The organism is Citrobacter amalonaticus (assembly GCF_037053465.1).
GTDB classification, from domain to species: domain Bacteria; phylum Pseudomonadota; class Gammaproteobacteria; order Enterobacterales; family Enterobacteriaceae; genus Citrobacter_A; species Citrobacter_A amalonaticus_H.
In genome coordinates, this window is the sequence record NZ_JBALIF010000001.1 from 54350 (window position 1) to 80496 (window position 26147).

Annotated in this window: 25 protein-coding genes; 14 read left to right on the top strand and 11 right to left on the bottom strand. The window is 53.5% G+C overall.

The annotated features are described in order from the left end of the window. Window positions 1-106 precede the first annotated feature (106 nt). Together rplM and rpsI are read left to right on the top strand one after the other, a co-directional pair. Window positions 107-535 (top strand): 50S ribosomal protein L13, encoded by a 429-nt coding sequence (gene rplM, locus WB371_RS00250; RefSeq protein WP_042325003.1) that lies wholly within the window; start codon window positions 107-109, stop codon window positions 533-535. A gap of 15 nt (window positions 536-550) precedes the next feature. After that, window positions 551-943, top strand: a complete 393-nt coding sequence (gene rpsI / locus WB371_RS00255; protein ID WP_000829818.1) for a 30S ribosomal protein S9 — start codon at window positions 551-553, stop codon at window positions 941-943. On the opposite strand, the gene WB371_RS00260 is transcribed toward rpsI, so the two are convergent. Beyond that, window positions 940-1134, bottom strand: a complete 195-nt coding sequence (locus WB371_RS00260) for a hypothetical protein (RefSeq protein WP_336218149.1) — start codon at window positions 1132-1134, stop codon at window positions 940-942. The genes rpsI and WB371_RS00260 overlap by 4 nt on opposite strands. A gap of 113 nt (window positions 1135-1247) precedes the next feature. Between WB371_RS00260 and sspA the strand changes: the two genes are divergently transcribed. The 8 genes from sspA to nanQ all read left to right on the top strand — a co-directional run bounded on the left by sspA (window position 1248) and on the right by nanQ (window position 8064). Then, window positions 1248-1886 (top strand): stringent starvation protein SspA, encoded by a 639-nt coding sequence (sspA, locus tag WB371_RS00265; protein ID WP_336218150.1) that lies wholly within the window; start codon window positions 1248-1250, stop codon window positions 1884-1886. Between the two features lie 5 nt (window positions 1887-1891). Then, window positions 1892-2392: a ClpXP protease specificity-enhancing factor gene (sspB, locus tag WB371_RS00270; RefSeq protein ID WP_336218151.1), complete on the top strand. Its 501-nt coding sequence runs from the start codon at window positions 1892-1894 to the stop codon at window positions 2390-2392. 120 nt (window positions 2393-2512) lie between these two features. Beyond that, window positions 2513-3295, top strand: coding sequence for a transcriptional regulator NanR (gene nanR / locus WB371_RS00275; protein WP_336218152.1), 783 nt, complete (start codon window positions 2513-2515; stop codon window positions 3293-3295). Between the two features lie 132 nt (window positions 3296-3427). Beyond that, the gene (gene nanA, locus WB371_RS00280; RefSeq protein ID WP_336218153.1) at window positions 3428-4321 is read left to right on the top strand and encodes an N-acetylneuraminate lyase; all 894 of its coding nucleotides are present in this window, start codon (window positions 3428-3430) and stop codon (window positions 4319-4321) included. Window positions 4322-4500: 179 nt separating this feature from the next. Next, entirely contained in the window at window positions 4501-5991 is a 1491-nt protein-coding gene (locus tag WB371_RS00285; protein WP_336218154.1) for an MFS transporter, read from the top strand. Window positions 5992-6038: 47 nt separating this feature from the next. Continuing rightward, window positions 6039-6728, top strand: coding sequence for an N-acetylmannosamine-6-phosphate 2-epimerase (locus WB371_RS00290; RefSeq protein WP_336218155.1), 690 nt, complete (start codon window positions 6039-6041; stop codon window positions 6726-6728). Next, a complete protein-coding gene (gene nanK, locus WB371_RS00295) occupies window positions 6725-7600 on the top strand; it encodes an N-acetylmannosamine kinase (protein ID WP_336218156.1) in 876 nt (291 codons plus the stop codon). Before WB371_RS00290 ends, nanK begins: the two co-directional genes overlap by 4 nt. Next, on the top strand, window positions 7597-8064 hold the full coding sequence (gene nanQ / locus WB371_RS00300) for an N-acetylneuraminate anomerase (RefSeq protein ID WP_336218157.1): 468 nt from the start codon (window positions 7597-7599) through the stop codon (window positions 8062-8064). The genes nanK and nanQ overlap by 4 nt, the downstream gene beginning before the upstream one ends. A gap of 55 nt (window positions 8065-8119) precedes the next feature. On the opposite strand, the gene WB371_RS00305 is transcribed toward nanQ, so the two are convergent. From WB371_RS00305 to gltB, 3 genes are all read right to left on the bottom strand, one after another. Further along, on the bottom strand, window positions 8120-9217 hold the full coding sequence (locus tag WB371_RS00305) for a PDDEXK nuclease domain-containing protein (RefSeq protein WP_336218605.1): 1098 nt from the start codon (window positions 9215-9217) through the stop codon (window positions 8120-8122). A 213-nt stretch (window positions 9218-9430) separates the two neighbouring features. Continuing rightward, window positions 9431-10849 carry a glutamate synthase subunit GltD gene (gene gltD / locus WB371_RS00310; RefSeq protein WP_336218158.1) on the bottom strand — a complete coding sequence of 473 codons (1419 nt, stop codon included), beginning with the start codon at window positions 10847-10849 and terminating at the stop codon, window positions 9431-9433. Between the two features lie 12 nt (window positions 10850-10861). After that, the gene (gltB, locus tag WB371_RS00315) at window positions 10862-15322 is read right to left on the bottom strand and encodes a glutamate synthase large subunit (RefSeq protein WP_336218159.1); all 4461 of its coding nucleotides are present in this window, start codon (window positions 15320-15322) and stop codon (window positions 10862-10864) included. A gap of 686 nt (window positions 15323-16008) precedes the next feature. On the opposite strand from gltB, the gene WB371_RS00320 reads away from it, so the two are divergent. The 4 genes from WB371_RS00320 (at window position 16009) to mtgA (ending at window position 21001) form a co-directional block, all read left to right on the top strand. Next, the gene (locus WB371_RS00320; protein ID WP_336218160.1) at window positions 16009-16938 is read left to right on the top strand and encodes a TIGR01212 family radical SAM protein; all 930 of its coding nucleotides are present in this window, start codon (window positions 16009-16011) and stop codon (window positions 16936-16938) included. A 127-nt stretch (window positions 16939-17065) separates the two neighbouring features. Continuing rightward, window positions 17066-19402 carry an aerobic respiration two-component sensor histidine kinase ArcB gene (gene arcB, locus WB371_RS00325; protein WP_336218161.1) on the top strand — a complete coding sequence of 779 codons (2337 nt, stop codon included), beginning with the start codon at window positions 17066-17068 and terminating at the stop codon, window positions 19400-19402. 229 nt (window positions 19403-19631) lie between these two features. Then, window positions 19632-20285 carry an isoprenoid biosynthesis glyoxalase ElbB gene (gene elbB / locus WB371_RS00330; protein ID WP_336218162.1) on the top strand — a complete coding sequence of 218 codons (654 nt, stop codon included), beginning with the start codon at window positions 19632-19634 and terminating at the stop codon, window positions 20283-20285. Beyond that, complete coding sequence (gene mtgA, locus WB371_RS00335; RefSeq protein WP_336218163.1) at window positions 20282-21001, top strand: monofunctional biosynthetic peptidoglycan transglycosylase; 720 nt, start codon at window positions 20282-20284, stop codon at window positions 20999-21001. Before elbB ends, mtgA begins: the two co-directional genes overlap by 4 nt. 27 nt (window positions 21002-21028) lie before the next feature. On the opposite strand, the gene yrbL is transcribed toward mtgA, so the two are convergent. The 7 genes from yrbL to lptB form a co-directional block, all read right to left on the bottom strand. After that, window positions 21029-21661 (bottom strand): PhoP regulatory network protein YrbL, encoded by a 633-nt coding sequence (gene yrbL, locus WB371_RS00340; RefSeq protein ID WP_336218164.1) that lies wholly within the window; start codon window positions 21659-21661, stop codon window positions 21029-21031. A 200-nt stretch (window positions 21662-21861) separates the two neighbouring features. Further along, the gene (npr, locus tag WB371_RS00345; RefSeq protein WP_042325034.1) at window positions 21862-22134 is read right to left on the bottom strand and encodes a PTS phosphocarrier protein NPr; all 273 of its coding nucleotides are present in this window, start codon (window positions 22132-22134) and stop codon (window positions 21862-21864) included. Beyond that, a complete protein-coding gene (gene rapZ, locus WB371_RS00350; protein WP_012908509.1) occupies window positions 22131-22985 on the bottom strand; it encodes an RNase adapter RapZ in 855 nt (284 codons plus the stop codon). Before rapZ ends, npr begins: the two co-directional genes overlap by 4 nt. A 33-nt stretch (window positions 22986-23018) precedes the next feature. Continuing rightward, window positions 23019-23510 (bottom strand): PTS IIA-like nitrogen regulatory protein PtsN, encoded by a 492-nt coding sequence (gene ptsN, locus WB371_RS00355; protein WP_042325036.1) that lies wholly within the window; start codon window positions 23508-23510, stop codon window positions 23019-23021. Window positions 23511-23625: 115 nt separating this feature from the next. After that, complete coding sequence (gene hpf, locus WB371_RS00360) at window positions 23626-23913, bottom strand: ribosome hibernation promoting factor (protein WP_336218165.1); 288 nt, start codon at window positions 23911-23913, stop codon at window positions 23626-23628. A gap of 22 nt (window positions 23914-23935) precedes the next feature. After that, window positions 23936-25369 carry an RNA polymerase factor sigma-54 gene (gene rpoN, locus WB371_RS00365; protein WP_336218166.1) on the bottom strand — a complete coding sequence of 478 codons (1434 nt, stop codon included), beginning with the start codon at window positions 25367-25369 and terminating at the stop codon, window positions 23936-23938. 47 nt (window positions 25370-25416) lie between these two features. Further along, complete coding sequence (gene lptB / locus WB371_RS00370; protein ID WP_005121325.1) at window positions 25417-26142, bottom strand: LPS export ABC transporter ATP-binding protein; 726 nt, start codon at window positions 26140-26142, stop codon at window positions 25417-25419. Window positions 26143-26147: the final 5 nt, after the last annotated feature.

Genomic DNA, 26147 nt, shown 5'->3' on the forward strand with positions numbered 1-26147 from the left:
TGGCTATTCGAAGGGGTAGGTTTGCCGGACTTTGTCGTGTGAACCTCAACTGACATAACGTTTGGGTGTTCACCAACGTGTAACTTATTTATTGGGTAAGCTTTTAATGAAAACTTTTACAGCTAAACCAGAAACCGTAAAACGCGACTGGTACGTTGTTGACGCGACCGGTAAAACTCTGGGCCGTCTGGCTACTGAACTGGCTCGTCGCCTGCGCGGTAAGCATAAAGCGGAATACACTCCGCACGTAGATACCGGTGATTACATCATCGTTCTGAACGCTGACAAAGTTGCTGTAACCGGCAACAAGCGTACTGACAAAGTGTATTATCACCACACCGGCCACATCGGTGGTATCAAAGAAGCGACCTTTGAAGAGATGATTGCTCGCCGTCCTGAGCGTGTGATTGAAATCGCGGTTAAAGGCATGCTGCCAAAAGGCCCGCTGGGTCGTGCTATGTTCCGTAAACTGAAAGTTTACGCTGGCAACGAGCACAACCACGCGGCACAGCAACCGCAAGTTCTTGACATCTAATCGGGATTATAGGCAATGGCTGAAAATCAATACTACGGCACTGGTCGCCGCAAAAGTTCCGCAGCTCGCGTTTTCATCAAACCGGGCAACGGCAAAATCGTTATCAACCAACGTTCTCTGGAACAGTACTTCGGTCGTGAAACTGCTCGCATGGTAGTTCGTCAGCCGCTGGAACTGGTCGACATGGTTGAGAAACTGGATCTGTACATCACTGTTAAAGGTGGTGGTATCTCTGGTCAGGCTGGTGCGATCCGTCACGGTATCACCCGCGCTCTGATGGAGTACGACGAGTCCCTGCGTTCCGAACTGCGTAAAGCTGGCTTCGTTACTCGTGATGCTCGTCAGGTTGAACGTAAGAAAGTCGGCCTGCGTAAAGCACGTCGTCGTCCGCAGTTCTCCAAACGTTAATTGTTTTCTGCCTCTGGCAGATTACTGTTGGCGAAAAAACCCGCTTCGGCGGGTTTTTTTATGGATAAATCTGGCGTAATCCCCTGAACGCTCCCTCTTTTTCCCCATTTCCAGAATCGACTCACCACAAAGGTCACAAAATCTGGTAAACTATCATCCAATTTTCTGCCCAAATATCGGGTATTGCTCATTTTTTGTTTGCTTTTTGAACGATGATGACCTTTCCGATGTGGGTGACATCACTTCTGACTGGCCATACGATGGCCGGTAGCAGTAAAAATTCTGAATATACCTGGAGGTTTTCATGGCTGTCGCTGCCAACAAACGTTCGGTAATGACGCTGTTTTCTGGTCCTACTGACATCTATAGCCATCAGGTCCGCATTGTGCTGGCGGAGAAGGGTGTAAGTTTTGAGATCGAGCATGTGGAAAAGGACAATCCACCGCAGGATCTGATTGACCTCAACCCGAATCAGAGCGTCCCGACACTGGTGGATCGTGAGCTGACCCTATGGGAATCTCGCATCATTATGGAATACCTGGATGAGCGTTTCCCGCATCCGCCGCTGATGCCGGTTTACCCGGTTGCGCGTGGTGAAAGCCGCTTGTACATGCACCGTATTGAAAAAGACTGGTATACGCTGATGAACGTCATCGTTAACGGGTCTGCGTCAGAAGCTGACGTTGCGCGTAAACAGCTTCGCGAAGAGCTACAAGCTATTGCGCCATTATTTGGTCAGAAACCGTATTTCCTGAGCGATGAATTCAGCCTGGTGGATTGCTACCTGGCGCCGCTGCTGTGGCGTCTGCCGCAACTGGGGATTGAGTTCAGCGGTGCCGGCGCGAAAGAGCTGAAAGGTTACATGACCCGCGTCTTTGAACGTGATTCTTTCCTGGCTTCTTTAACGGAAGCTGAACGTGAAATGCGTCTCGGCCGGGGTTAATACCGATGGATTTGTCACAGCTGACACCACGTCGTCCGTATCTGCTGCGCGCTTTCTATGAGTGGCTGCTGGACAACCAGCTCACGCCGCACCTGGTGGTGGATGTGACGTTGCCTGGCGTGCATGTTCCAATGGAGTATGCACGCGACGGGCAAATTGTTCTGAACATCGCACCGCGTGCGGTGGGGAATCTGGAACTGGCTAATGACGAAGTGCGTTTTAACGCGCGTTTTGGCGGTGTTCCCCGCCAGGTATCTGTACCGTTAGCAGCAGTGCTGGCGATTTACGCACGTGAGAATGGCGCCGGAACGATGTTTGAACCGGAAGCCGCTTATGATGAAGACGTCGCCAGTCTCAATGATGATGACGCAACATCTGACACCGAAAGCGAAACGGTGATGTCAGTCATCGATGGCGATAAGCCGGATCATGACGATGACAACAACCCGAATGACGATCCGCCGCCACCGCGCGGTGGTCGACCGGCATTACGTGTCGTGAAATAACCTAAAACAGGCCCCGCGAGGCCTGTTTTTGATCTCCATGACGTGGTTTCACCCTCCTTCCAATCCTGTGATACGATGAGTCCGCTGTTATTTTTCACCGTGACTCGCAGAACAGGTCTTATGAACGCATTTGATTCGCAAGCAGAAGATTCTCCAGCCACCATTGGGCGTAGCCTTCGCCGTCGTCCGCTGGCGCGTAAAAAGCTGTCAGAGATGGTTGAAGAAGAGTTAGAACAGATGATTCGCCGCCGCGAGTTTGGCGAGGGCGAGCAGTTGCCGTCTGAGCGGGAACTGATGGCCTTTTTCAACGTTGGCCGTCCCTCTGTGCGTGAAGCGCTGGCGGCGCTTAAGCGTAAAGGCCTGGTGCAAATCAACAACGGTGAACGCGCCCGCGTTTCGCGTCCTTCGGCAGACACTATCATTGGTGAACTGTCCGGAATGGCGAAAGATTTTCTCGCGCATCCAGGCGGCATCGCGCATTTTGAGCAGTTGCGATTGTTTTTTGAGTCCAGCCTTGTACGTTATGCCGCAGAAAATGCGACTGATGATCAGATTGATCGGCTGGCGAAAGCGCTGGAGATCAACAGCCAGTCGCTGGATGACAATGCGCTTTTCATCCGTTCAGATGTCGATTTTCATCGCGTGCTGGCGGAGATCCCCGGTAATCCTATCTTTATGGCGATCCACGTTGCGCTGCTTGACTGGCTGATCGCCGCACGCCCGACCGTGCCGGATCGTGAGCTGTATGAGCACAATAATGTGAGTTATCAGCAGCATATTGCTATTGTCGAGGCCATTCGCCAACGCGATCCGGACGAAGCCGATCGCGCATTGCAATCCCATCTCAACAGCGTTTCCGCCACCTGGCACGCTCTCGGTAAACATTCAAAACTGCGGAAGTGATCGCGATCCTGACGATCGTTTAGTGAAGCAGATCGCACTATAAGCGTTTTGTATGAGATGCTGCTTATTTGTTCTGGTATAACAGGTATAAAGGTATGTAGTCAGATCACATTAATCATGGCAGAGGTCGTTATGGCAAAAGATTTACGAGGCGTAATGCCCGCGTTGTTAACCCCTTTTGATAACCAGCAGAAACTGGATATCGAGAGTCTGCGCCGTCTGGTGCGTTTTAACATTGCTCAGGGTATCGACGGGTTGTATGTGGGCGGTTCGACCGGAGAAGCCTTTGTGCAGAGCTGTGCAGAAAGGGAGCTGGTGCTGGAAGTGGTTGCGGAAGAGGCGAAGGGTAAGGTAACGCTGATCGCCCACGTCGGTACGGTCAGCACTGAAGAGAGCCAGCAACTTGCTCGTGCGGCGCATCGTTACGGCTTTGACGCCGTCTCTGCGGTGACGCCGTTCTACTATCCCTTTAGCTTTGAGGAGCATTGCGATCATTACCGCGCCATCATTGATTCAGCGGATGGCCTGCCGATGGTGGTTTATAACATCCCGGCGTTGAGCGGCGTGAAGTTAACGCTGGATCAGATCAACACTCTGGTGACCTTGCCGGGCGTGGGCGCACTGAAACAAACCTCGGGCGACCTGTATCAGATGGAGCAGATCCGCCGCGCGCATCCGGATCTGGTGCTCTACAACGGTTATGACGAAATTTTCGCCTCCGGCCTGTTGGCTGGTGCGGACGGCGGTATCGGCAGTACCTACAACATCATGGGCTGGCGTTATCGTGGAATTGTGAAAGCGCTCAAAGAAGGCGACGTCCGGACTGCACAAAAGCTGCAAACCGAGTGCAATAAGGTTATCGATCTGCTCATTAAGACCGGCGTCTTCCGTGGGCTGAAAACGGTTCTGCACTATATGGACGTGGTTTCTGTACCGCTGTGCCGTAAGCCGTTTGCCCCTGTAGATGAAAAATATCTGCCGGAACTGAAAGCACTGGCGGAACAATTGATGGCGGAACGTTCCTGACGGGGTGCCGGATGGCGCTGACGCTTATCCGGCCTACAAAATACAACAGAACACGATACGTAGGCCGGATGGCACTGACGCTTATCCGGCCTACAAAACACAACAGAACACGATACGTAGGCCGGATAAGGCGAAGCCGCCATCCGGCAATACAATAAAGAAATCGTCGGGAGAGTAAAATGCGTACTTCTACCCAAAGCATACCGTGGTATCGCCATCTCAACCGGGCACAATGGCGGGCGTTTTCCGCTGCATGGCTGGGATATTTGCTTGATGGTTTTGATTTTGTGTTGATTGCCCTTGTGCTGACGGAAGTACAAGGAGAATTTGGGCTGACGACGGTTCAGGCGGCAAGCCTGATTTCGGCGGCTTTTATCTCCCGCTGGTTTGGCGGGTTAATGCTGGGCGCAATGGGCGATCGTTATGGACGCCGACTGGCGATGGTCACCAGCATTATTCTCTTCTCCATGGGGACGCTGGCCTGCGGTTTTGCGCCAGGTTATACCACCATGTTTATCGCCCGTCTGGTGATTGGTATGGGAATGGCGGGCGAATATGGGTCGAGCGCCACCTATGTCATTGAAAGCTGGCCGAAACATCTGCGTAATAAAGCCAGCGGTTTTCTGATTTCAGGCTTCTCTGTCGGCGCGGTGGTTGCGGCGCAGGTCTACAGCCTGGTGGTGCCGGTCTGGGGCTGGCGCGCGCTGTTCTTCATTGGCATTCTGCCGATTATTTTCGCCCTCTGGTTACGGAAAAATATACCGGAAGCCGAGGACTGGAAAGAGAAGCATCAAGGTAAAGCGCCGGTACGTACGATGGTGGATATTCTCTATCGGGGTGAGCATCGTGTCGTCAATATTCTGATGACGATAGCGGCAGCCACAGCGTTGTGGTTCTGTTTTGCCGGTAACCTGCAAAATGCGGCGATTGTCGCGGTGCTTGGTCTGCTTTGCGCCGTTATTTTCATCAGTTTCATGGTGCAAAGCAGCGGTAAGCGCTGGCCGACAGGCGTTATGCTCATGGTCGTCGTCCTGTTTGCCTTCCTCTACTCGTGGCCGATTCAGGCGCTGTTGCCAACGTATCTGAAAACTGAACTGGCATATGATCCTTCCACCGTGGCGCGCGTACTTTTCTTTAGCGGCTCTGGCGCTGCGGTTGGATGCTGTGTGGGTGGCTTCCTCGGTGACTGGCTGGGGACCCGCAAAGCTTATGTGTGCAGTCTGCTGGCCTCGCAGGTGCTGATCATTCCGGTGTTCGCGATTGGCGGTTCAAACATCTGGGTTCTTGGTTTTCTTCTTTTCTTCCAGCAGATGCTGGGCCAGGGGATCTCCGGGATCTTACCGAAACTGATAGGCGGCTATTTCGATACCGATCAGCGTGCGGCGGGGCTGGGGTTCACCTATAACGTTGGGGCGCTTGGCGGCGCGTTGGCACCCATTCTGGGGGCGCTCATTGCCCAGCGTCTGGATCTGGGTACCGCGCTGGGTTCGCTCTCTTTCAGTCTGACTTTTGTGGTGATCCTGCTGATTGGTCTGGATATGCCGTCTCGTGTTCAGCGTTGGCTGCGACCGGAGGCGCTGCGCACACATGATGCTATCGACGGCAAACCGTTCAGCGGCGCCGTCCCGTTTGGCGGCGATAAAAGCCCTTTAATCAAAAGTAAAAGTTAATCCGCTTGCCCGGTTTTATACCGGGCAAAATTCATAAGGGAAGATGTATGTCGTTACTTGCACAACTGGATAAAAACATTGCCGTACGCGGTGGTTTGATTGTCTCCTGCCAGCCGGTTCCTGACAGCCCTCTGGATAAACCGGAAATCGTGGCTGCCATGGCGCTGGCGGCAGAGCAGGCAGGCGCTGTGGCGCTCCGAATTGAAGGTGTCGAGAACCTGAAGGCTACGCGCGCCGTAGTTTCCATCCCCATCATCGGCATTCTTAAGCGCGATCTGGACGATTCTCCGGTGCGTATCACCGCGTTTCTGGAGGATGTTGATGCGCTGGCGCAGGCTGGCGCTGACATTATTGCGGTAGACGGTACTGACCGCGTCCGCCCGGTAACGGTCGCGGCGCTACTGGCGCGTATCCATCATCATCAGCGCCTGGCCATGACCGACTGCTCCTCCCTGGAAGATGGTATGGCCTGTCAGGCGCTCGGCGCAGAAATCATTGGCACTACGCTTTCTGGTTACACCACGTCAGAAACTCCGGAGGCGCCGGATCTGGCGCTGGTGAAAGCGCTGAGTGACGCCGGTTGCCGGGTGATTGCTGAGGGGCGTTACAACACACCTGCTCAGGCCGCAGAGGCAATGCGTCACGGTGCGTGGGCCGTGACGGTGGGGTCCGCGATTACTCGCCTTGAACACATTTGCGAATGGTATAACACGGCGCTGAAAAAGGCGGTGCTATGACGACACTGGCAATTGATATTGGCGGTACAAAACTTGCCGCCGCGCTGGTGGGGGAGGACCGACAGATTCGCGAACGCCGCGAGTTGTCCACACCGGCCAGTAAGACTCCGCAAGCGTTACGCGAGGCATTAAAAACGCTGGTCGCGCCGCTTCAGTCGCAGGCATGTCGGGTAGCGATTGCTTCAACGGGGATCATTCGTGAAGGTAACTTGCTGGCAATTAATCCTGAAAATCTGGGCGGCTTGCTCCACTTCCCGCTGGTAAAGACGCTTGAAGCGCTGACCGGCCTTCCGACGCTGGCCGTCAACGACGCCCAGGCCGCGGCCTGGGCGGAGTATCACGCCATGGAGGATGAGACGCGCGATATGGTGTTTATCACCGTTTCAACCGGTGTGGGCGGCGGCGTAATCAGCGGCGGCCAGTTGATCACCGGCACCGGTGGTCTGGCCGGGCATCTTGGGCATACTCTCGCCGATCCTGATGGCCCCATGTGCGGCTGTGGTCGGGTGGGGTGTGTTGAGGCCATTGCCTCTGGACGGGGGATTGCCGCAGCGGCGCAGGGTGAACTTGCCGGCTGTGATGCAAAAACCATTTTTTCCCGGGCAGAAGAAGGGAATGAGCAAGCCATCCGGCTGGTCGCACATTCCGCGCAGGTGCTGGCCCGGCTGATTGCTGATACGAAAGCGGTAACGGATTGCCAGCGCGTTGTTGTTGGCGGTAGCGTAGGCCTGGCACCAGGGTATTTGGCCCAGGTACGCGCTTGTCTTGAACTGATGCCCCCGGTTTATCACGTTGAATTACGCGCTGCGCACTACCGCCACGACGCCGGACTGCTGGGTGCGGCGTTATTAGCGCAAGGAGAGACGTCATGATATTAGGTGAAATTCGCATGTTATCTTCCGCCGGCTTGCATCCCGTGTTGGCGGATGCCCTGACACTGGCGTTGACCGCCAGACCACAGGAGAAAACGCCAGGTCGTGTTGAACTTCGCGGTGAAGATATCTTTATGAATGTGATGCAGTTTGTCACGCAGTCTCCTGTGGAGAAAAAGGCAGAACTGCATGAGGCGTATATTGATATCCAACTGTTGCTGGCGGGCGAGGAGCGCATTCAGTTTGGTGTGGCGGGTTCAGCGCGTCAGTGCGAAGAGATACATGTAGAGGACGATTATCAGCTTTGTCGGGAGATTGCGGATAGCCAGACCATCACCTTACAACCGGGGATGTTCGCGGTGTTTATGCCAGGAGAACCACACAAACCGGGATGCAATGTGGGTGAACCGAAAGAGATTAAGAAAGTCGTCGTCAAGGTTCGCGCCAGCCTGTTAGGCGCCTGAAAAGGCCGGATGGTTTTTACCATCCGGCCTTACGTTTTTATATTCCGTCCGTTCATCATTCCGTCAAAGACGTTTCTGAGGATTCAATTTTCTGCGCTGTCAGTGCCATTTGCGAACGGATGAGTTCATCTGCCAGTAATTTTTCGTCAGGTAATTGCACTTTGTACTCGCTTGCCATCACGGTATTCGGTAAACCGTTCAGCGCGTAGTGTGCTTCTCCAGCCCCTTTTCCCGCACACAGGATTAACCCGACTGGCGGATTTTCCCCAGGCATTGTCCAGTGCTCTTTAGCGTAGTTCAGGTACATGTTCATTTGTCCTGCGTCGGCATAGCTGAATTTTCCCACTTTCAGGTCAACGACTAACAGGCAGCGCAAGCGGCGATGGAAAAAAAGCAGGTCGACGCGAAACCAGCTATCGTCAATGCGTAATCGGCGCTGGCGGCTGACAAAAGCGAAATCGTCACCGAGCTCAAGCATAAACTCCATCAGATGATTTATCAGTGCTTCTTCCAGATCGGATTCCGAATACACATCCTTCAGATCGAGGAATTCGAGAATAAAGGGATCGCGTATTGCGTGTTCTGGTAAAACGTCGGGCACGGTGGGCGCGGCCTGTTGCAGCAACGCGGGTTTATCATGAGACAGCAGTGTCCGTTCATAAAACTGAGAAGCGATTTGCCGATCGAGTTGTCGTACCGACCAACCGTTGCGTAATGTCTCTTTCTCGTAAAAGGTGCGGGCATCTGCGTTTTTAACCGACAGGAGCCGGACATAGGCTGACCAGGGTAACGGGAATATCCCGGCGAGTTGTACCAGAAGAGGAGATTCAGCAGACAGTGTCTGCGGAATTTCAACATGTTGAAAATAAATATAAAAATTACGTATTTGCCATAGGTTTCTTGTAGAAAACCCACGTTTATAGCGCCGGGTTAAATCAACGGACAGTTGCTCAATCAGTTGAGTACCATAAGCTGCCCGCGCTTCACCGCCCTGCTCAAACTCGACAATGCGTCGGCCAATTTCCCAGTACGTCGCCGTCATGATCGCGTTAATGTTGCGGACGGTCTCTGTCCTGGCGGTATCCAACAGATGGATAATGCCGTCGTGGATTTGCTGATAATCGCCTGTATGTTGTGCTGATGTTGTTGCCATCATATTATCCCTGACATGATAGTTACAGATTGAAAATATATCGCTATCAGTATACTTAAGGGGATATGCGGTCAATTCTTCTCAGCCCATTACATCCAGTTACGGCGAAATTTGCGAGCCGCTTTCGAAGAATGGAGGTGGAATATTGTGAAGAACAAGGGTGACTCCCCATCCCTGAGCGAGTTCTCGGGATAGGGGAGTCAGAAAGGTTTACTACACTTCCAGCCAGTTCATGATCCCGTCAGCCGCTTTACGGCCTTCGGCGATGGCGGTCACGACAAGATCCGAGCCGCGAACAATATCACCACCGGCGAAGATTTTCGGGTTGCTGGTCTGGAAGGCATTGTCGCTGCCTTCCGGGGCGATGATGCGACCCTGACTATCCAGTTCGACGCTGTGTTTCGCCAGCCACTCCATATTGTGAGGACGGAAACCAAACGCCATCACAACGGCATCTGCCGGAACCACATGTTCGGAGCCGGGGACGATTTCCGCACGACGGCGGCCTTTCGCATCCGGCTCACCCATTTCGGTACGTGCCATTTTTACACCGCAGACTTTACCGTTAGCATTGATTTCAATACCTAACGGCTGCACGTTAAACTGGAACTCCACGCCTTCTTCACGCGCGTTTTTCACTTCGCGTCGGGAACCCGGCATATTCTCTTCGTCACGGCGATAGGCACAGGTGACGTGCGTTGCACCCTGACGAACGGAGGTTCGCACACAGTCCATGGCGGTATCGCCACCGCCCAGCACCACCACGCGTTTGCCTTCCATACTGACAAACGGCTCGTCGGTGGTTTCGCCAAAGCCCATAATCTGTTTGGTATTGGCAATCAGGAACGGCAGGGCATCGAACACACCATCGGCGTCTTCGTTTTCCAGCCCCCCACGCATTGACTGGTAGGTCCCGACGCCGAGGAAGACGGCATCATACTCTTTCAGCAGGTCGTCGAGCTGCACATCACGACCCACTTCCACGTTCAGTTTGAACTCAATCCCCATGCCGGTGAAAATTTCACGGCGGCGGGTCATCACCTCTTTTTCCAGTTTGAATGCCGGAATACCAAAGGTCAGCAGGCCGCCAATTTCCGGATGACGGTCAAATACGACCGCCTTTACACCGTTGCGGGTCAACACGTCGGCGCAGGCCAGTCCTGCCGGACCCGCACCTATGATTGCCACTCGTTTGTCGGTCTGGCGAACGCCGGTCATGTCCGGACGCCAGCCCATTTCGAACGCTTTATCATTGATATAGCGTTCGATGTTGCCGATGGTCACCGCACCGAACTCATCGTTCAACGTACAGGAACCTTCGCACAGTCGGTCCTGCGGGCACACGCGTCCACACACTTCCGGCAGCGTGTTGGTCTGGTGTGAGAGTTCTGCCGCTTCAAAAATACGCCCCTCATTGGCAAGCTTCAGCCAGTTCGGAATGTAGTTATGCACCGGACATTTCCACTCACAGTACGGGTTGCCGCAGGAAAGACAGCGATCCGCCTGTGCTTTTGCCTGGCCTTCCGAGAACGGCTCGTAGATCTCGACAAATTCAATTTTGCGGATCTTCAGCGGTTTCTTCGGCGGATCAACGCGCTGCAGGTCGATAAATTGGTATACGTTCTGACTCATTGCTGCTACCCCTTACTGCGCCTGCACGCGCAGCTCTGCTGCGCTACGACTACGGTGACCCAACAGTGCTTTCACATCACTGGACCTCGGTTTGACCAGCGCGAATTTGCTGGCGAAGAGTGACCAGTTAGCCAGAATCTCTTCTCCGCGCTGTGAACCGGTATGTTGCACATGCTCGGTGATCAGGCCACGCAGATGCTCTTCGTGGATTGCCAGTTCATCAACGCCCAGGACTTCGACCAGTTCCGGGTTGACGCGTTTACGGAACTCGCCGTCCTCGTCCAGCACGTAGGCGAATCCGCCCGTCATACCGGCACCAAAGTTCACCCCGGTTTTGCCGAGAATGCAGACAATCCCGCCGGTCATGTATTCGCAGCCGTTGTCGCCAATGCCTTCCACGACGGTGATAGCGCCAGAGTTACGCACCGCGAAACGTTCACCTGCACGTCCTGCGGCGTACAGACGGCCACCGGTCGCGCCATACAGACAGGTGTTACCGATAATGCTCGCCTCATGGCTACGGAATGCGGAACCCACTGGCGGACGCACAGACAGCAGACCGCCCGCCATACCTTTACCGACATAGTCGTTAGCATCGCCGGTCAGATACAGCTCTACGCCGCCGGCATTCCAGACACCGAAGCTCTGGCCTGCGGTGCCGCTGAAGTGCGCTTTAATCGGATCAGAGGCCAGCCCCTGATCGCCGTGGGTCTGGGCGATGTAGCCTGAAAGCGATGCGCCCACAGAACGGTCGGTGTTACGAATATCGAACCAGAATGTTCTGCTCTGGCGCTCGTCCACATACGGTTTTGCCTGTTGCAGTAACTGCGCATTCAGCACGCCGTTATCAAACGGCGGGTTGTTTTCAGTGCAGTACAACGCTTTGCCTGCCTTAGGCTCTGCGGTTTCCAGCAGGCGAGACAGTTCCAGTTTCTGCTGTTTGGCGGTAAACCCGTCCAGCTCTTTCAGCAGGTCGGTACGGCCAATCAGATCTACCAGACGCGTCACGCCCAGTTGCGCCATCAATTCACGCGTTTCGCGAGCGATAAATTCAAAGTAGTTGGTCACTTTGAACGGCAGACCGTGATAGTGGTTCTTACGCAATTTGTCGTCCTGCGTTGCCACACCGGTTGCACAGTTGTTCAGATGGCAAATACGCAGATATTTACAGCCCAGCGCCACCATTGGGCCAGTGCCGAAGCCGAAACTTTCCGCCCCAAGAATGGCTGCTTTAATGATATCTACGCCGGTTTTCAGACCGCCGTCGACCTGCAGACGGATCTTGTGTCGCAGGCCGTTGGCGACCAGCGCCTGCTGGGTTTCTACCAGGCCCAGTTCCCACGGGCAGCCCGCATATTTCACCGAGGAGAGCGGGCTTGCGCCAGTACCGCCGTCATAACCGGCGATGGTGATGAGATCCGCATACGCTTTTGCCACACCGGTCGCGATAGTCCCGACGCCCGGTTCGGACACCAGCTTCACGGAGATCATCGCTTTCGGGTTAACCTGTTTCAGGTCGAAAATCAGTTGCGCCAGATCCTCGATAGAGTAGATATCGTGATGCGGCGGCGGGGAGATGAGCGTCACGCCCGGCACCGAGTAGCGCAGTTTGGCGATGTACGGGGTTACTTTGTCACCCGGCAACTGGCCGCCTTCGCCCGGCTTCGCGCCCTGAGCGACTTTAATCTGAATCACATCGGCGTTAACGAGGTACGCCGGGGTGACGCCAAAGCGGCCGGAGGCGACCTGTTTGATGCGCGACACTTTATTGGTGCCGTAGCGCGCCGGGTCTTCGCCGCCTTCGCCGGAGTTGGAATTTCCTCCGATGCTGTTCATCGCTTCCGCCAGCGCTTCGTGCGCTTCCGGGCTCAGCGCGCCGATAGACATTGCCGCCGTGTCGAAACGCTTGAACAGTTCGCTTGCCGGTTCGACATCATCAATGCTGACCGCGTCGTCACCGGGGGTAATCGCCAGCAGATCGCGCAGCGTCGTTGCAGGACGCTCGTTAACCAGTTTGGCGTATTCCTGATAATCGCTATATTCGCCGCTTTGCACTGCTTGTTGCAGGGTGCGCACCACATCCGGGTTGTAGGCATGGTATTCGCCGCCATGTACATATTTCAGCAGCCCACCCTGCGTAATCGGCTTACGTGCCAGCCAGGCGCGTTTGGACAGGTTCAGCAGATCCTGCTGGAAATCCGCAAAGCCCGCGCCGCCGATACGGCTCACCACGCCCTGGAAGCAGAGCGCGACGACATCATCATGCAGGCCGACCGCTTCAAACAGTTTGGAACAGCGGTAAGAGGCGATAGTCGAGATGCCCATTTTGGACATGATCTTATACAGCCCTTTGTTGATGCCGTTACGGTAGTTCAGCATCACGGTACGGTAGTTTTTCGCAATCGCCTGGGTGTCGATTAAACGTCCCAGGGTTTCGTACGCCAGGTACGGGTAAATCGCTGTCGCGCCAAAACCCAGCAGTACGGCAAAGTGGTGCGGGTCACGGGCGCTTGCGGTTTCCACGATGATGTTGGCGTCACAGCGCAGATTTTGTTCCACAAGACGTGCCTGCACTGCACCGACTGCCATTGGCGCAGGAACTGGCAGGCGATTTTTGCCGATATTCCGATCCGAGAGCACCAACAGGACGGTGCCGTTGCGTACCATGTGTTCCGCGGTATTGCACAGCGCTTTAACCGTTTCTTCAAGCGTGGTTTGCGTCGCGTCGAAGGTGATATCGAGCGTGTCGGCGCGATAGTGTTCCTCTTTCATGGTCGTGAGCTGTTTGAAATCGGAATACAGCAGAATCGGTGATTTAAAGCTCAGACGGTGCGCCTGTCCTTCTGCTTCACAGAAGACGTTCATCTCACGACCGATGCTGGTGGCCAGCGACATGACATGGGCTTCACGCAGCGGATCGATAGGTGGGTTGGTCACCTGAGCAAACTGCTGACGGAAGTAGTCATAGATAATGCGCGGCTGGCTGGAAAGCACGGCAAAGGGGGTATCATCACCCATTGAACCGACCGCTTCCTGGCCATTTTCGCCGAGCACACGAATCACGGAATCCAGCTCTTCGGCGCTGTAGTTAAACTGTTTCTGGTAGCTGGCGAGCATATCGTCGTCCAGCTCGCGTTGCCCCACCTGATCGTCAGACAGATCTTCAAAGGGCACCAGACGGCGGACGTTCTTCTCCATCCACTCTTTATAGGGATGGCGGCTTTTGAGATCGTTATCGGTTTCAGCGGAATGCAGGATACGCCCGCCGCGGGTGTCGATGACCATCAGTTCGCCAGGCCCAACACGGCCTTTTTCCACCACTTCGTCAGGCTGGTAATCCCAGATCCCCACTTCTGAGGCGCAGGTGATCAGCTTGTCTTTGGTGATGACATAACGCGCCGGACGCAAGCCGTTGCGGTCGAGGTTACAGGCGGCGAAACGACCGTCGGACATCACGATACCGGCCGGGCCATCCCAGGGTTCCATGTGCATGGAGTTAAAGTCAAAGAAGGCCCGCAGGTCCGGATCCATGTCCGGGTTGTTCTGCCAGGCGGGCGGCACCAGCAGACGCATGGCGCGGATAATATCCATCCCGCCTGCCAGTAACAGTTCCAGCATGTTATCCATGGAACTGGAGTCAGAGCCGGTTTCGTTCACAAACGGCGCGGCGTCATGCAGATCCGGGATTAACGGGGTCTGGAATTTATAGGTACGCGCGCGCGCCCACTGGCGGTTACCGGTGATGGTGTTGATCTCGCCGTTGTGCGCCAGGTAGCGGAAGGGCTGCGCCAGCGGCCAGCGCGGCACGGTGTTAGTGGAAAAGCGCTGATGGAACAGGCAGATGGCTGATTCCAGACGCAGATCCGCAAGGTCCAGGTAGAAGCGCGGCAGATCTGCCGGCATACACAGACCTTTATAGATGTTGACCAGATTCGACAGGCTACAGACGTAGAAGTCTTTATCGCTCTGCAGGCGTTTCTCAATACGGCGACGGGCGACGAACAGACGGCGTTCCATATCACGTGGACGCCAGCCTGCAGGGGCATTCACAAAAATTTGTTCTATACGCGGCAGGGAGGAGAGCGCAATTTCCCCCAGCACACCTTCGTTGGTCGGCACATCGCGCCAGCCAACAATCGACAGGGTTTCTTGCTGGAGTTCTTCTTCGACGATACGGCGGGATGCGGCAGCCAGTTCAGGATCTTTATTCAGGAAGATCATGCCGACAGCATAGTTTTTGGCTAAACGCCAACCGCGCTCCTGGGCAACAATGCGGAAAAAACGGTCAGGTTTTTGCAGCAACAGACCACAACCATCGCCGGTTTTACCATCAGCGAGAATAGCGCCACGGTGCTGCATTCGGGCCAGCGCGTGTATGGCGGTACGCACTACCTTGTGGCTAGGTTCGCCTTCTATGTGGGCGATCAGGCCGAAACCACAGTTATCCTTCTCAAGGGATTTATCGTACAACATATCAGTGAACCTCCCCAGGCTCTGCGTGATCCCCTTCCGATACCGTTTGCGACGGGCACACCAAGAGCATGGCGACGGGGTTTGCGTGTCATACGCTTACCTCGCATTCGCCCTCTTTATTCCATTTCGCGTAGGTCAAACAAGTTTGAGGACTTGCTGTCAGAGGGAATCTCAATTACTGCATAAATATGATGAGCACACCGCTCATCCAGAAAGCTTCCAGCGGATTTCCAACTTATCGGGAATCCACACACAGGTCAAATGGCAATCTTATTTATCTAAAAATGTGCTATAGAGCAGATATCTTAATGATTATATTGAAATTACTCCCGTTTTTACATTGATTTAACGTATCCTGAGCGCTCCCGGGAGTGTGATCTGTCTCACTATCATAACCGCTTGATAGCCCTTATCTCCGCTTTATTCAGCGTGAGATGTAGTGTTTTATGCTGGTTAATAAATCATGAGTGATTAATGATACTGTTTTTGCGCAATCGGCCTCTGAGAATAAAAAAAAGCGCAAAGAATAAGGAAAAGTAATTGGCGTAGTTATGAATGAAATATCGATTATTATGACTGGGTATGCAATTGATAAAAGCCCGCCGGGGCGATTGATCCAGGTCATCGCCGATAAGGGCTAAAAATGGCAGGCTTTGGCCTCTTTTCAAGGCGCGGTCTATCAGATTATGCAGTTACAGAAATTAGTCAATATGTTTGGTGGGGATCTTTCTCGTCGTTATGGGCAAAAGGTTCATAAGCTGACGCTGCATGGCGGGTTTAGCTGTCCTAATCGCGATGGCACCATTGGGCGTGGCGGCTGCACCTTCTGTAATGTTGCCTCTTTTGCGGACGAGGCGCAGCAGCATCATTCAATTGCCGAACAGCTCGCGCATCAGGCGCATCTGGTTAATCGTGCGAAACGCTATCTGGCCTATTTTCAGGCGTATACCAGCACCTTCGCCGAAGTGCAGGTATTACGCGCCATGTATCAACAGGCAGTGAGTCAGGCCAGTATCGTCGGGCTGTGCGTCGGAACACGTCCCGACTGCGTGCCGGATGCGGTTTTCGATCTGCTTTGTGAATACAAAGACCAGGGGTACGAAGTATGGCTGGAACTGGGTTTGCAAACCGCGCATGACAAAACGCTGCACCGTATCAACCGTGGACATGATTTCGCCTGTTATCAACGTACGACACGGCTTGCGCGTGGGCGTGGGTTAAAGGTCTGTTCACACCTGATTGTCGGCCTGCCGGGTGAAGGGAACGCAGAGTGCCTGCAAACGCTGGGGCGGGTAGTGGAAACTGGCGTGGACGGTATCAAACTCCATCCGCTGCATATCGTGAAGGGCAGCATTATGGCAAAGGCCTGGGAAGCTGGTCGTCTGAACGGGATTGAACTTGATGATTACACGGCTACCGCCGGTGAGATGATTCGTCATACGCCGCCAGAGGTGATTTATCATCGTATTTCCGCCAGCGCGCGCCGGCCTACACTGCTGGCACCGTTGTGGTGTGAAAACCGCTGGACCGGAATGGTAGAGCTGGATAAGTATCTTAACGAGCACGGCGTGCAAGGCTCAGCGCTGGGTACGCCGTGGGTGCAGCCGGAGAGTTAACCATCTGGCCTATGATGAACCACTCCTCGGTCATTTCACCGATAACCTCCGCATTTCTTGCACATTCTTCAACGTCTTGCCCAGAATTGAGTATTATTGTGCCAGGTTGTCGTAAAGGAAATTCCTGATGAAGCAAATTCGTATGCTGGCGCAGTACTATGTTGACCTGATGATGAAATTGGGTCTGGTGCGCTTTTCGCTGCTCCTGGCGTTAGCGCTCGTTGTGCTGGCAATCGTGGTGCAGATGGCCGTCACCATGGTGCTACATGGTCAGGTCGAACAGATCGATGTCATTCGTTCTATTTTCTTTGGTTTGTTAATCACGCCCTGGGCGGTCTATTTCCTGTCGGTGGTCGTGGAACAACTGGAAGAATCCCGTCAGCGCTTGTCCCGTCTGGTGCAAAAGCTGGAAGAGATGCGTGAACGCGATCTCAAGCTGAACGTGCAACTGAAAGATAATATTTCCCAACTGAATCAGGAGATTGCTGAACGCGAAAAGGCGGAGGCTGAACGCCAGGAAACGTTTGAACAGCTTAAAGTTGAAATCAAAGAGCGTGAGGAAACGCAGATTCAACTGGAGCAACAATCCTCTTTTTTACGCTCCTTTCTTGATGCCTCACCGGATCTCGTTTTCTATCGTAATGAAGATAAAGAGTTTTCTGGCTGCAACCGGGCGATGGAGTTGCTCACCGGGAAAAGCGAAAAGCAACTGGTGCATTTGAAACCTGCCGACGTGTACTCGCCAGAAGCGGCGGAAAAAGTCATTGAGACCGATGAAAAGGTCTTCCGCCATAACGTGTCATTGACCTATGAACAGTGGCTCGACTATCCGGACGGGCGCAAAGCCTGTTTCGAAATCCGCAAAGTGCCCTATTACGACCGGGTGGGTAAACGCCACGGTCTGATGGGGTTTGGCCGCGATATCACCGAGCGCAAGCGCTATCAGGATGCCCTTGAACGCGCCAGTCGCGATAAAACCACCTTCATCTCCACCATCAGCCATGAACTGCGCACCCCGCTGAACGGGATAGTGGGGCTGAGTCGTATCTTGCTGGACACCGATCTGACGGCTGAGCAGGAAAAATACCTGAAAACCATCCATGTCTCGGCGGTGACGTTGGGGAACATTTTCAACGATATCATTGATATGGATAAGATGGAGCGGCGCAAGGTTCAACTGGATAATCAACCGGTGGACTTCACCAGTTTCCTGGCCGATCTGGAAAACCTCTCCGGTCTCCAGGCGCAGCAGAAAGGGCTGCGTTTTGTGCTCGAACCGACGTTACCGCTCCCACATAAGGTGGTGACCGATGGCACCCGCCTGCGGCAGATCCTGTGGAATCTTATCAGCAACGCCGTGAAATTTACCCAGCAGGGGCAGGTGACGGTGCGTGTGCGTTACGACGAAGGTAGCGTGTTGCACTTTGAGGTGGAAGATTCAGGCATTGGCATTCCACAGGATGAGCAGGACAAAATTTTCGCCATGTATTATCAGGTGAAAGACAGCCACGGCGGAAAACCGGCGACCGGTACAGGCATCGGTCTGGCGGTCTCTCGCCGTCTGGCGAAAAACATGGGGGGCGACATTACTGTAGCAAGCCAGCCGGGTAAAGGTTCGGTCTTTACCCTGACGGTTCACGCACCGGCGGTGGCGGAAGAAGTTGAAGATGCGTTTGAAGATGATGACCTGCCGCTGCCCGCGCTGAATGTGCTGCTGGTGGAAGATATCGAGCTGAACGTGATTGTCGCGCGTTCGGTGCTGGAAAAACTTGGCAACAGTGTCGATGTCGCCATGACCGGCAAAGCGGCACTGGAGATGTTTACGCCGGGCGAGTATGACCTGGTGCTGCTGGATATCCAGTTGCCAGATATGACCGGCCTTGATATTTCTCGCGAACTGACTCAGCGCTATGCGCGCGAAGATCTGCCACCGCTGGTGGCGCTCACGGCGAACGTACTGAAAGATAAGAAAGAGTATCTGGATGCCGGTATGGATGACGTACTGAGCAAGCCGCTGTCGGTACCCGCGTTAACCGCCATGATCAAAAAGTACTGGGATACCCAGAACGAAGAGGAGAGCACTGTGAAATCTGAAGAAAGCAGTAAATCGCAAGCGCTGTTAGATATTCCGATGCTGGAGCAGTATATCGAGCTGGTGGGGCCGAAACTGATTACCGATGGTCTGGCCGTGTTTGAGAAGATGATGCCGGGTTATTTAAGCGTCCTGGAATCCAATCTGACCGCCCGTGATAAAAAGGGCGTGGTGGAAGAGGGGCATAAAATCAAAGGGGCGGCTGGTTCGGTTGGCCTTCGCCATCTTCAGCAGTTGGGGCAGCAAATTCAGTCACCGGATCTTCCGGCATGGGAGGATAACGTGGGTGAATGGATTGAAGAGATGAAGCAGGAATGGCAACACGACGTTGCGGTGTTGAAAGCCTGGGTGGCAAACGCGGAAAAAAAATGACCCCGGTTTGACCGGGGTGCGCGAATACTGCGCCAACACCAGGGAAATCGTGGCTGCGCCGTAAGTTCTCATTATTAGTTAAAATGGCGCAGCGCTCATTTTCAGGCCGCACGCAGTTAAGATAGCAAATCTTAAATGCTTTGTTACATGAATCAGTTAAATGTGTGATGCGAGGCATTTTAATCACAATTTTTAATATGCCTCAGAAGGTTGTGAAAAGGACATTTGAATGAAAAAAATTGGCGTAGTACTCAGTGGATGTGGCGTGTATGACGGTTCAGAAATTCATGAAGCCGTACTGACGCTGCTGGCTATTGCTCGCAATGGCGCGCAGGCTGTCTGTTTCGCACCAGACAAACCGCAAGCCGATGTGATTAATCATCTGACCGGTGACCCAATGGCGGAAAGCCGTAATGTGCTGATTGAAGCTGCCCGTATCACGCGTGGCGATATTCGTCCGTTGTCTCAGGCTGTTTCCGCTGAACTGGATGCATTGATTGTGCCTGGTGGTTTTGGTGCTGCAAAAAATTTGAGCAACTTTGCCAGTCAGGGGAGCGAATGCCGTGTTGATCCCGATTTAACCGGACTTGCCATCGCCATGCATCAGTCAGGAAAACCGCTTGGATTTATGTGTATCGCCCCGGCTATGTTGCCTAAAATCTTTGGTTTCCCGCTGCGTCTGACGATCGGTACTGATATTGATACGGCTGAAGTGCTGGAAGATATGGGGGCAGAACACGTGACCTGTCCGGTCGATGATATTGTTGTGGATGAAGACAATAAAATCGTGACCACGCCTGCTTATATGCTGGCGCAAGACATCGCTCAGGCGGCCACAGGTATCGAGAAACTGGTGTCGCGCGTACTGGTTCTGAGCGAATGAAAAAAAGTGTCACCGGCTTTCTGCGCCGGGTGATTTTGCGTGCCATTCTAGTGCTCGCTGTCTTTTGGGGCGGCGGCATTGCGCTGTTTAGCTTGTTGCCCGTTCCTTTTTCAGCGGTGATGGTTGAGCGCCAGATTAGCGCCTGGCTCCAGGGCGATTTCGGTTATATCGCGCATTCCGACTGGGTGAGTATGGATGAAATCTCCCCGTGGATGGGACTTGCGGTGATTGCCGCAGAAGATCAAACCTTCCCGGACCACTGGGGATTTGATGTCGCCGCCATCGAGAAAGCATTGTCGCATAACGAGCGTAATGAAAACCGTATTCGCGGCGCGTCAACGTTGTCACAGCAAACCGTTAAAAATCTCTTTCTCTGGGATGGACGTAGCTGGTTTCGCAAGGGGCTTGAGGCCGGGTTGACGGTGGGGGTTGAAACGGTCTGGAGCAAAAAACGGATCCTGACGGTTTACCTGAATATCGCGGAATTTGGCGATGGGGTATTTGGTGTTGAAGCCGCAGCGCAGCGTTATTTTGGCAAGCCCGCCAGCCGGTTGACCCAGTCGGAAGCGGCGCTGCTCGCTGCGGTGTTGCCGAATCCTTTGCGCTATAAAGCGGCTGCGCCCTCTGGCTATGTGCGAAGCCGTCAGGCGTGGATCCTGCGGCAAATGCGGCAGTTGGGTGGGGAGTCGTTTATGACCCGCCAGAAGTTGTATTAAGCGCCATCAGGCCTCGCCGGATGAATATTAAGCTTCGCGTGAGGAGAGGGACAACCCAGTGCGTTCCTTGGGCGGAGCGTCTTTTTTCAGCGCGACAGCCAATGTCGGTTGCGAAATAAAGCGCTGCCACAATCTTTCCTGTTTACGATGGCAGAACCATTTTGACCAGGTAGCCAACGGAATCAGTGTTCCTTCGCCAATGTTATCGCATACCACGGGCACCACTTCCGACTCGCTAATACGACGGCAGAGAATATTCTGCGGTTTGAGCGTCATAGTGACGATGTGGTTATCATGCAGATAGCGTTTTAACTTTTTCAGCAACTGACGCAATACGGCAATGTCATCTTCATAACGGCATTGTTTGGCAAATTCGGTAAGAGTGACGGATGGTTTGCCATCGTAATCGGCAATCACATCGTAAACATATCCTGTTCCGCAGTCGGTCTCTACCGTGCCGTAGTAGCGTGGGATGCCGCTCCAGTCTTTCAGGTAACGAGAAAGATGCGCGTAGTATTTCAGCTCGCGCTGCGTCTCTTTGTCGCCGCCGTGGCCACTATTGTAAACAATCTTAATGCAACGCTGGGCATCATCCGGATGCGCATAACATTTACGATGTCGTCCGGTGCCCAGGGGAGTCTCTTCTGATAGACGAATCATGAGTGATATCCTGGAAATATTTACTGACAATAATCCAGTATGAACACTCAGGTTAAATGAAACCTAAACGAACTGTCTTAAGGTTTTCTTAATGTAGTTCTTAAGATGAAAAGCGCACGAATCGTACAAAAAGACGCTCGTGAGATAAAAAAAACGCCATGCGGCGTTTTCTCTGGAATCATCAGAAGGACGAAAAACGATTAGTCTTCGTCGAATCCGGAATTGAAAAGCGCAATAACAGCAGCCAGCGCTTCGACTTCCTGCGGACCGGACGCTTCAATTTCAATTTGTCGGCCTTTGGCGGAATCCAGCATCAGCAGGGCAATAACGCTGTTGGCTTCAGCTTCGGTGCCTTCATCATTGCGTAGCAGGACTTCTGCATCAAAACCCTGCATTAATTCAAAGAGCTTCATTGCCGGGCGAGCATGCATACCCAGCTTATTAGTAATTTCAACGGTTTGCTTCACGGTCATGTTTTGCGTTTTTCCAGCGTACGATGGCGCGACTGCACATTTTTACCGCGTGAACGGAAGTAGTCTGCCAGCTGTTCTGCAATATACACCGAACGGTGTTTCCCGCCGGTACAACCGATGGCAACGGTCAGATAGCTACGGTTGTTGGTCTCCAGCATCGGTAACCATAGCTCAAGATAGCTACGCGTCTGGTAAATAAAATTGTGTACTTCTGTGTGCCTGTCGAGGAATGCGGCGACGGGCTTGTCGAGACCGGTCATTGGGCGCAGTTTCGGATCCCAGTGTGGGTTTGGCAGGAAGCGCACGTCGAAGACATAATCGGCATCAATGGGGATCCCATGTTTGAAGCCAAAGGATTCAAACACCATGGTCAGTTCGCGCTCGCGTTTACCTAACAGACGGGTGCGCAGCATTTCTGCCAGTTCATGAACGGACATTTCCGAGGTGTCGACAATCAGGTCAGCGCGGGAGCGCAGCGGTTCCAGCAGGTCACTTTCCTGGTCGATGGCGCTTTCCAGGGACAGATTTTTGCTGGAAAGGGGATGCAAACGGCGAGTATCGCTATAGCGGCGAATCAAGGTGTTGCGATCGGCATCAAGGAACAACAACTGCGGCGAGAATGCCTCGGGCAGATTGTTCATGGCCTGCTCAAAGATTTCCGGCGACTCTGGCATGTTACGCACGTCAATGCTGACAGCCGCCGAAATCTGGCGTTCGGCAAGCGTACGAGCCAGATCGGGTAACAACACCACGGGAAGGTTATCCACGCAGTAAAAACCCATATCTTCCAGCGCGCGCAGGGCAACAGATTTACCTGACCCTGAACGACCGCTGACGATCATCAGTACCATGTACTGTTTCTCCTCACCGTGGCAAAAGGGGCGTTAAGCTTCATCCTGACCGCCTTCGGTGTCAGTGATGATTTGATAAAGTTCTTCATCGCTCTGTGCAGCACGCAGGCGACGGCAGATGGTTTTATCCGCCAGACGTTTGGCTACCAGCGACAGCGTGTGCAGATGCGTTTTGGTTTGATCGGCGGGGACCAGCAAGGCAAAAAGCAGATCAACCGGTTGATTATCGATCGCGTCAAAAGCGATCGGTGTTTCAAGTTGTACAAACACACCGACGGCGCGCAGGGTATCTTCTTCCAGTTTACCGTGCGGGATTGCGATCCCATTGCCGATGCCGGTACTGCCCATTTTTTCGCGCGTCAGGATGGCTTCAAAAACCACCTGGGGCGGTAAGCTAAGCTGTTTGGCCGCCAGTTCACTGATAATTTCCAGCGCCCGTTTTTTGCTCTGGCAGTGAACGGCACTGCGCGTACATTCCTGGTTAAGTACACTGCTCAGTTGTAGAGTCGTATCGTTATTTATCATAATTTCACCTAAGAACCTGTCCCACAACGGCGGGACGGGTTCGGAGCGCTAACTGTACAAATGGCCTGTTGTTCTGCACAACAGGCCGTCCTGCACCCGCTAACTGCCCTGACAATTAGTGTTGTTTCAGTTTGTCTTTATGCTTAGTGAGCTGTCTCGCCAGCTTGTCAATTAAGCCATCAATAGCGGCGTACATGTCCTGACCTTCCGCGCTGGCGTGAATTTCACCACCGTTTACATGCAGTGTTGCATCCGAGATGTGGGTAACCTTTTCCACCTTCAACACAACGTAGACCTGATTGATTCGGTCAAAATACTGTTCAAGTTTGGCGAACTTGGTGTTCACAAAGTCACGCAGTGCGTCGGTAATCTCGACGTTGTTTCCAGTGATGTTGAGCTGCATAGTGTCTTCCTTATCGGTTGGGTCAAACCAGTTGTTTGCGCTGATTTGACGGCGGAATGGATAAAGACTCTCGGTACTTCGCAACGGTGCGGCGTGCGACCATGATACCCTGTTCTGACAGCATAGAAGTTAATTTGCTGTCACTCAGCGGTTTCGCGGGGTTTTCTGCCGCAATCAACTTTTTCACCAGCGCACGGATTGCCGTTGAGGAGGCTTCGCCGCCGCCTTCGGTATTCACATGGCTGGAGAAAAAATACTTCAGTTCAAAAATGCCGCGTGGACTGTGCAGGTATTTTTGCGTAGTGACACGGGAAATGGTCGATTCGTGCATCTCAACGGCCTGAGCGATATCCGCCAGCACCATCGGTTTCATAAATTCTTCGCCTTGCTCAAAGAAGGCTTGTTGCTGCTCAACAATACAGCGGCTGACACGTAACAGGGTGTCATTGCGGCTTTCCAGACTCTTAATCAACCATCGGGCATCCTGCAAATTACTGCGAATGTACTGGCTGTCTGCGTCGTTACGCCCCCCATTGCACATCGCGGCATAGTGCTGATTGATTTGCAGCCGGGGAATGCTGTCACCGTTTAGCTCAACCGTCCAGTGTCCATTATGCTTACGCACCAGTACGTCCGGGATCACGTACTCCGGCTCACCGGTCTGGATCGACTGGCCGGGTCTGGGATCGAGCGACTGGATAAGATTGACAGCCTCTTTGAGCACGTCTTCTTTAAGACGCGTCATGCGCATCAGAGTGCGGAAGTCATGGTTTGCCAGCAGATCGAGATGCTCGCTAATGATAATCCGGGCTTCTTCTAGAAAAGGCGTTGATTTGTCGAACTGAGAAAGCTGGATCAACAGGCAGTCGCGCAAATCCTTTGCCGCTACGCCAACCGGATCAAAGCGTTGAATACGTTTCAGTACCGCTTCAATCTCATCAAGGCCGATCTCTTCGTCGCCCATGCTTTCGAGGATGTCATCCAGCGAAACGGTCAGGTAACCGGTGTCGTCGACGGCATCGACAATAGAGGTAGCAATGGCGCGATCGGTATCGGAGAACGGCGTTAGCTCAACCTGCCACATCAGATAATCCTGCAAAGACTGTGTAGTTTCCCCCTGATAAATGGGTAACTCATCGTCAATGTAGTCACCGCTGGTGCCTGAAGGCGTTCCGGCAGTGTAGATTTCGTCCCAACTGGCGTCGAGCGGCAACTCTTCCGGCATCTCTTTTTGTTCGAGCGCGTCAGCCGTGTCCAGCGTTTCGCTGTCCTGGGTTTCCTGGGTATCCACTTCGTCATGAAGATCGGTTTGCTCCAGCAGCGGATTGCTTTCCAGCGCCTGCTGGAGCTCCTGCTGCAGTTCCAGCGTGGACAACTGCAACAGACGAATCGCCTGTTGTAGCTGAGGCGTCATCGCCAGTTGTTGGCTCAGCCTGAGTTGCAAACCTTGCTTCATATTCAGAGTCGTTGTCTCCCGCTATGACATCGAAAACTTCTACCCTATCAGAGTCTGAAGTCTTCCCCAAGGTATACGCGTTTAACGTGCTCATCTTGCAGGATTTCCGTCGGCGTTCCGTGGGCGATCAGGTGTCCCTGACTCACGATATAAGCACGCTCACACACCGCCAGCGTTTCGCGGACATTATGGTCGGTAATCAATACGCCCAGTCCGCTGTCACGCAGGTGCTCAATGATGCGTTTGATATCGATAACGGAGATCGGGTCAACGCCCGCAAACGGTTCATCCAGAAGGATAAATTTAGGGTTGGCGGCCAGCGCACGGGCGATTTCCACACGGCGGCGTTCCCCCCCGGAGAGCGACTGCCCCATGCTATCGCGCAGGTGTTCAATGTGAAACTCTTCCATCAGCTCATTGGCGCGGTCTTCACGCTGTTCACTGGAGAGATCGTCACGAATCTGCAGGACCGCCATCAGGTTATCGAATACGCTCAGGCGACGGAAAATGGAGGCTTCCTGCGGCAGATAACCGATACCGCGACGCGCGCGGGCGTGCAGCGGCAGCAGGCTGATGTCTTCATCATCAATGATAATGTTCCCGGCATCGCGCGGCACAATGCCGACGACCATATAGAAGGTAGTCGTTTTACCCGCACCGTTTGGCCCGAGCAAACCGACAATTTCGCCTGAATTGACGGTCAGACTGACATCTTCCACCACGCGGCGGCCTTTATAGGCTTTCGCAAGATTCTTTGCAGTTAATGTTGCCATAACGA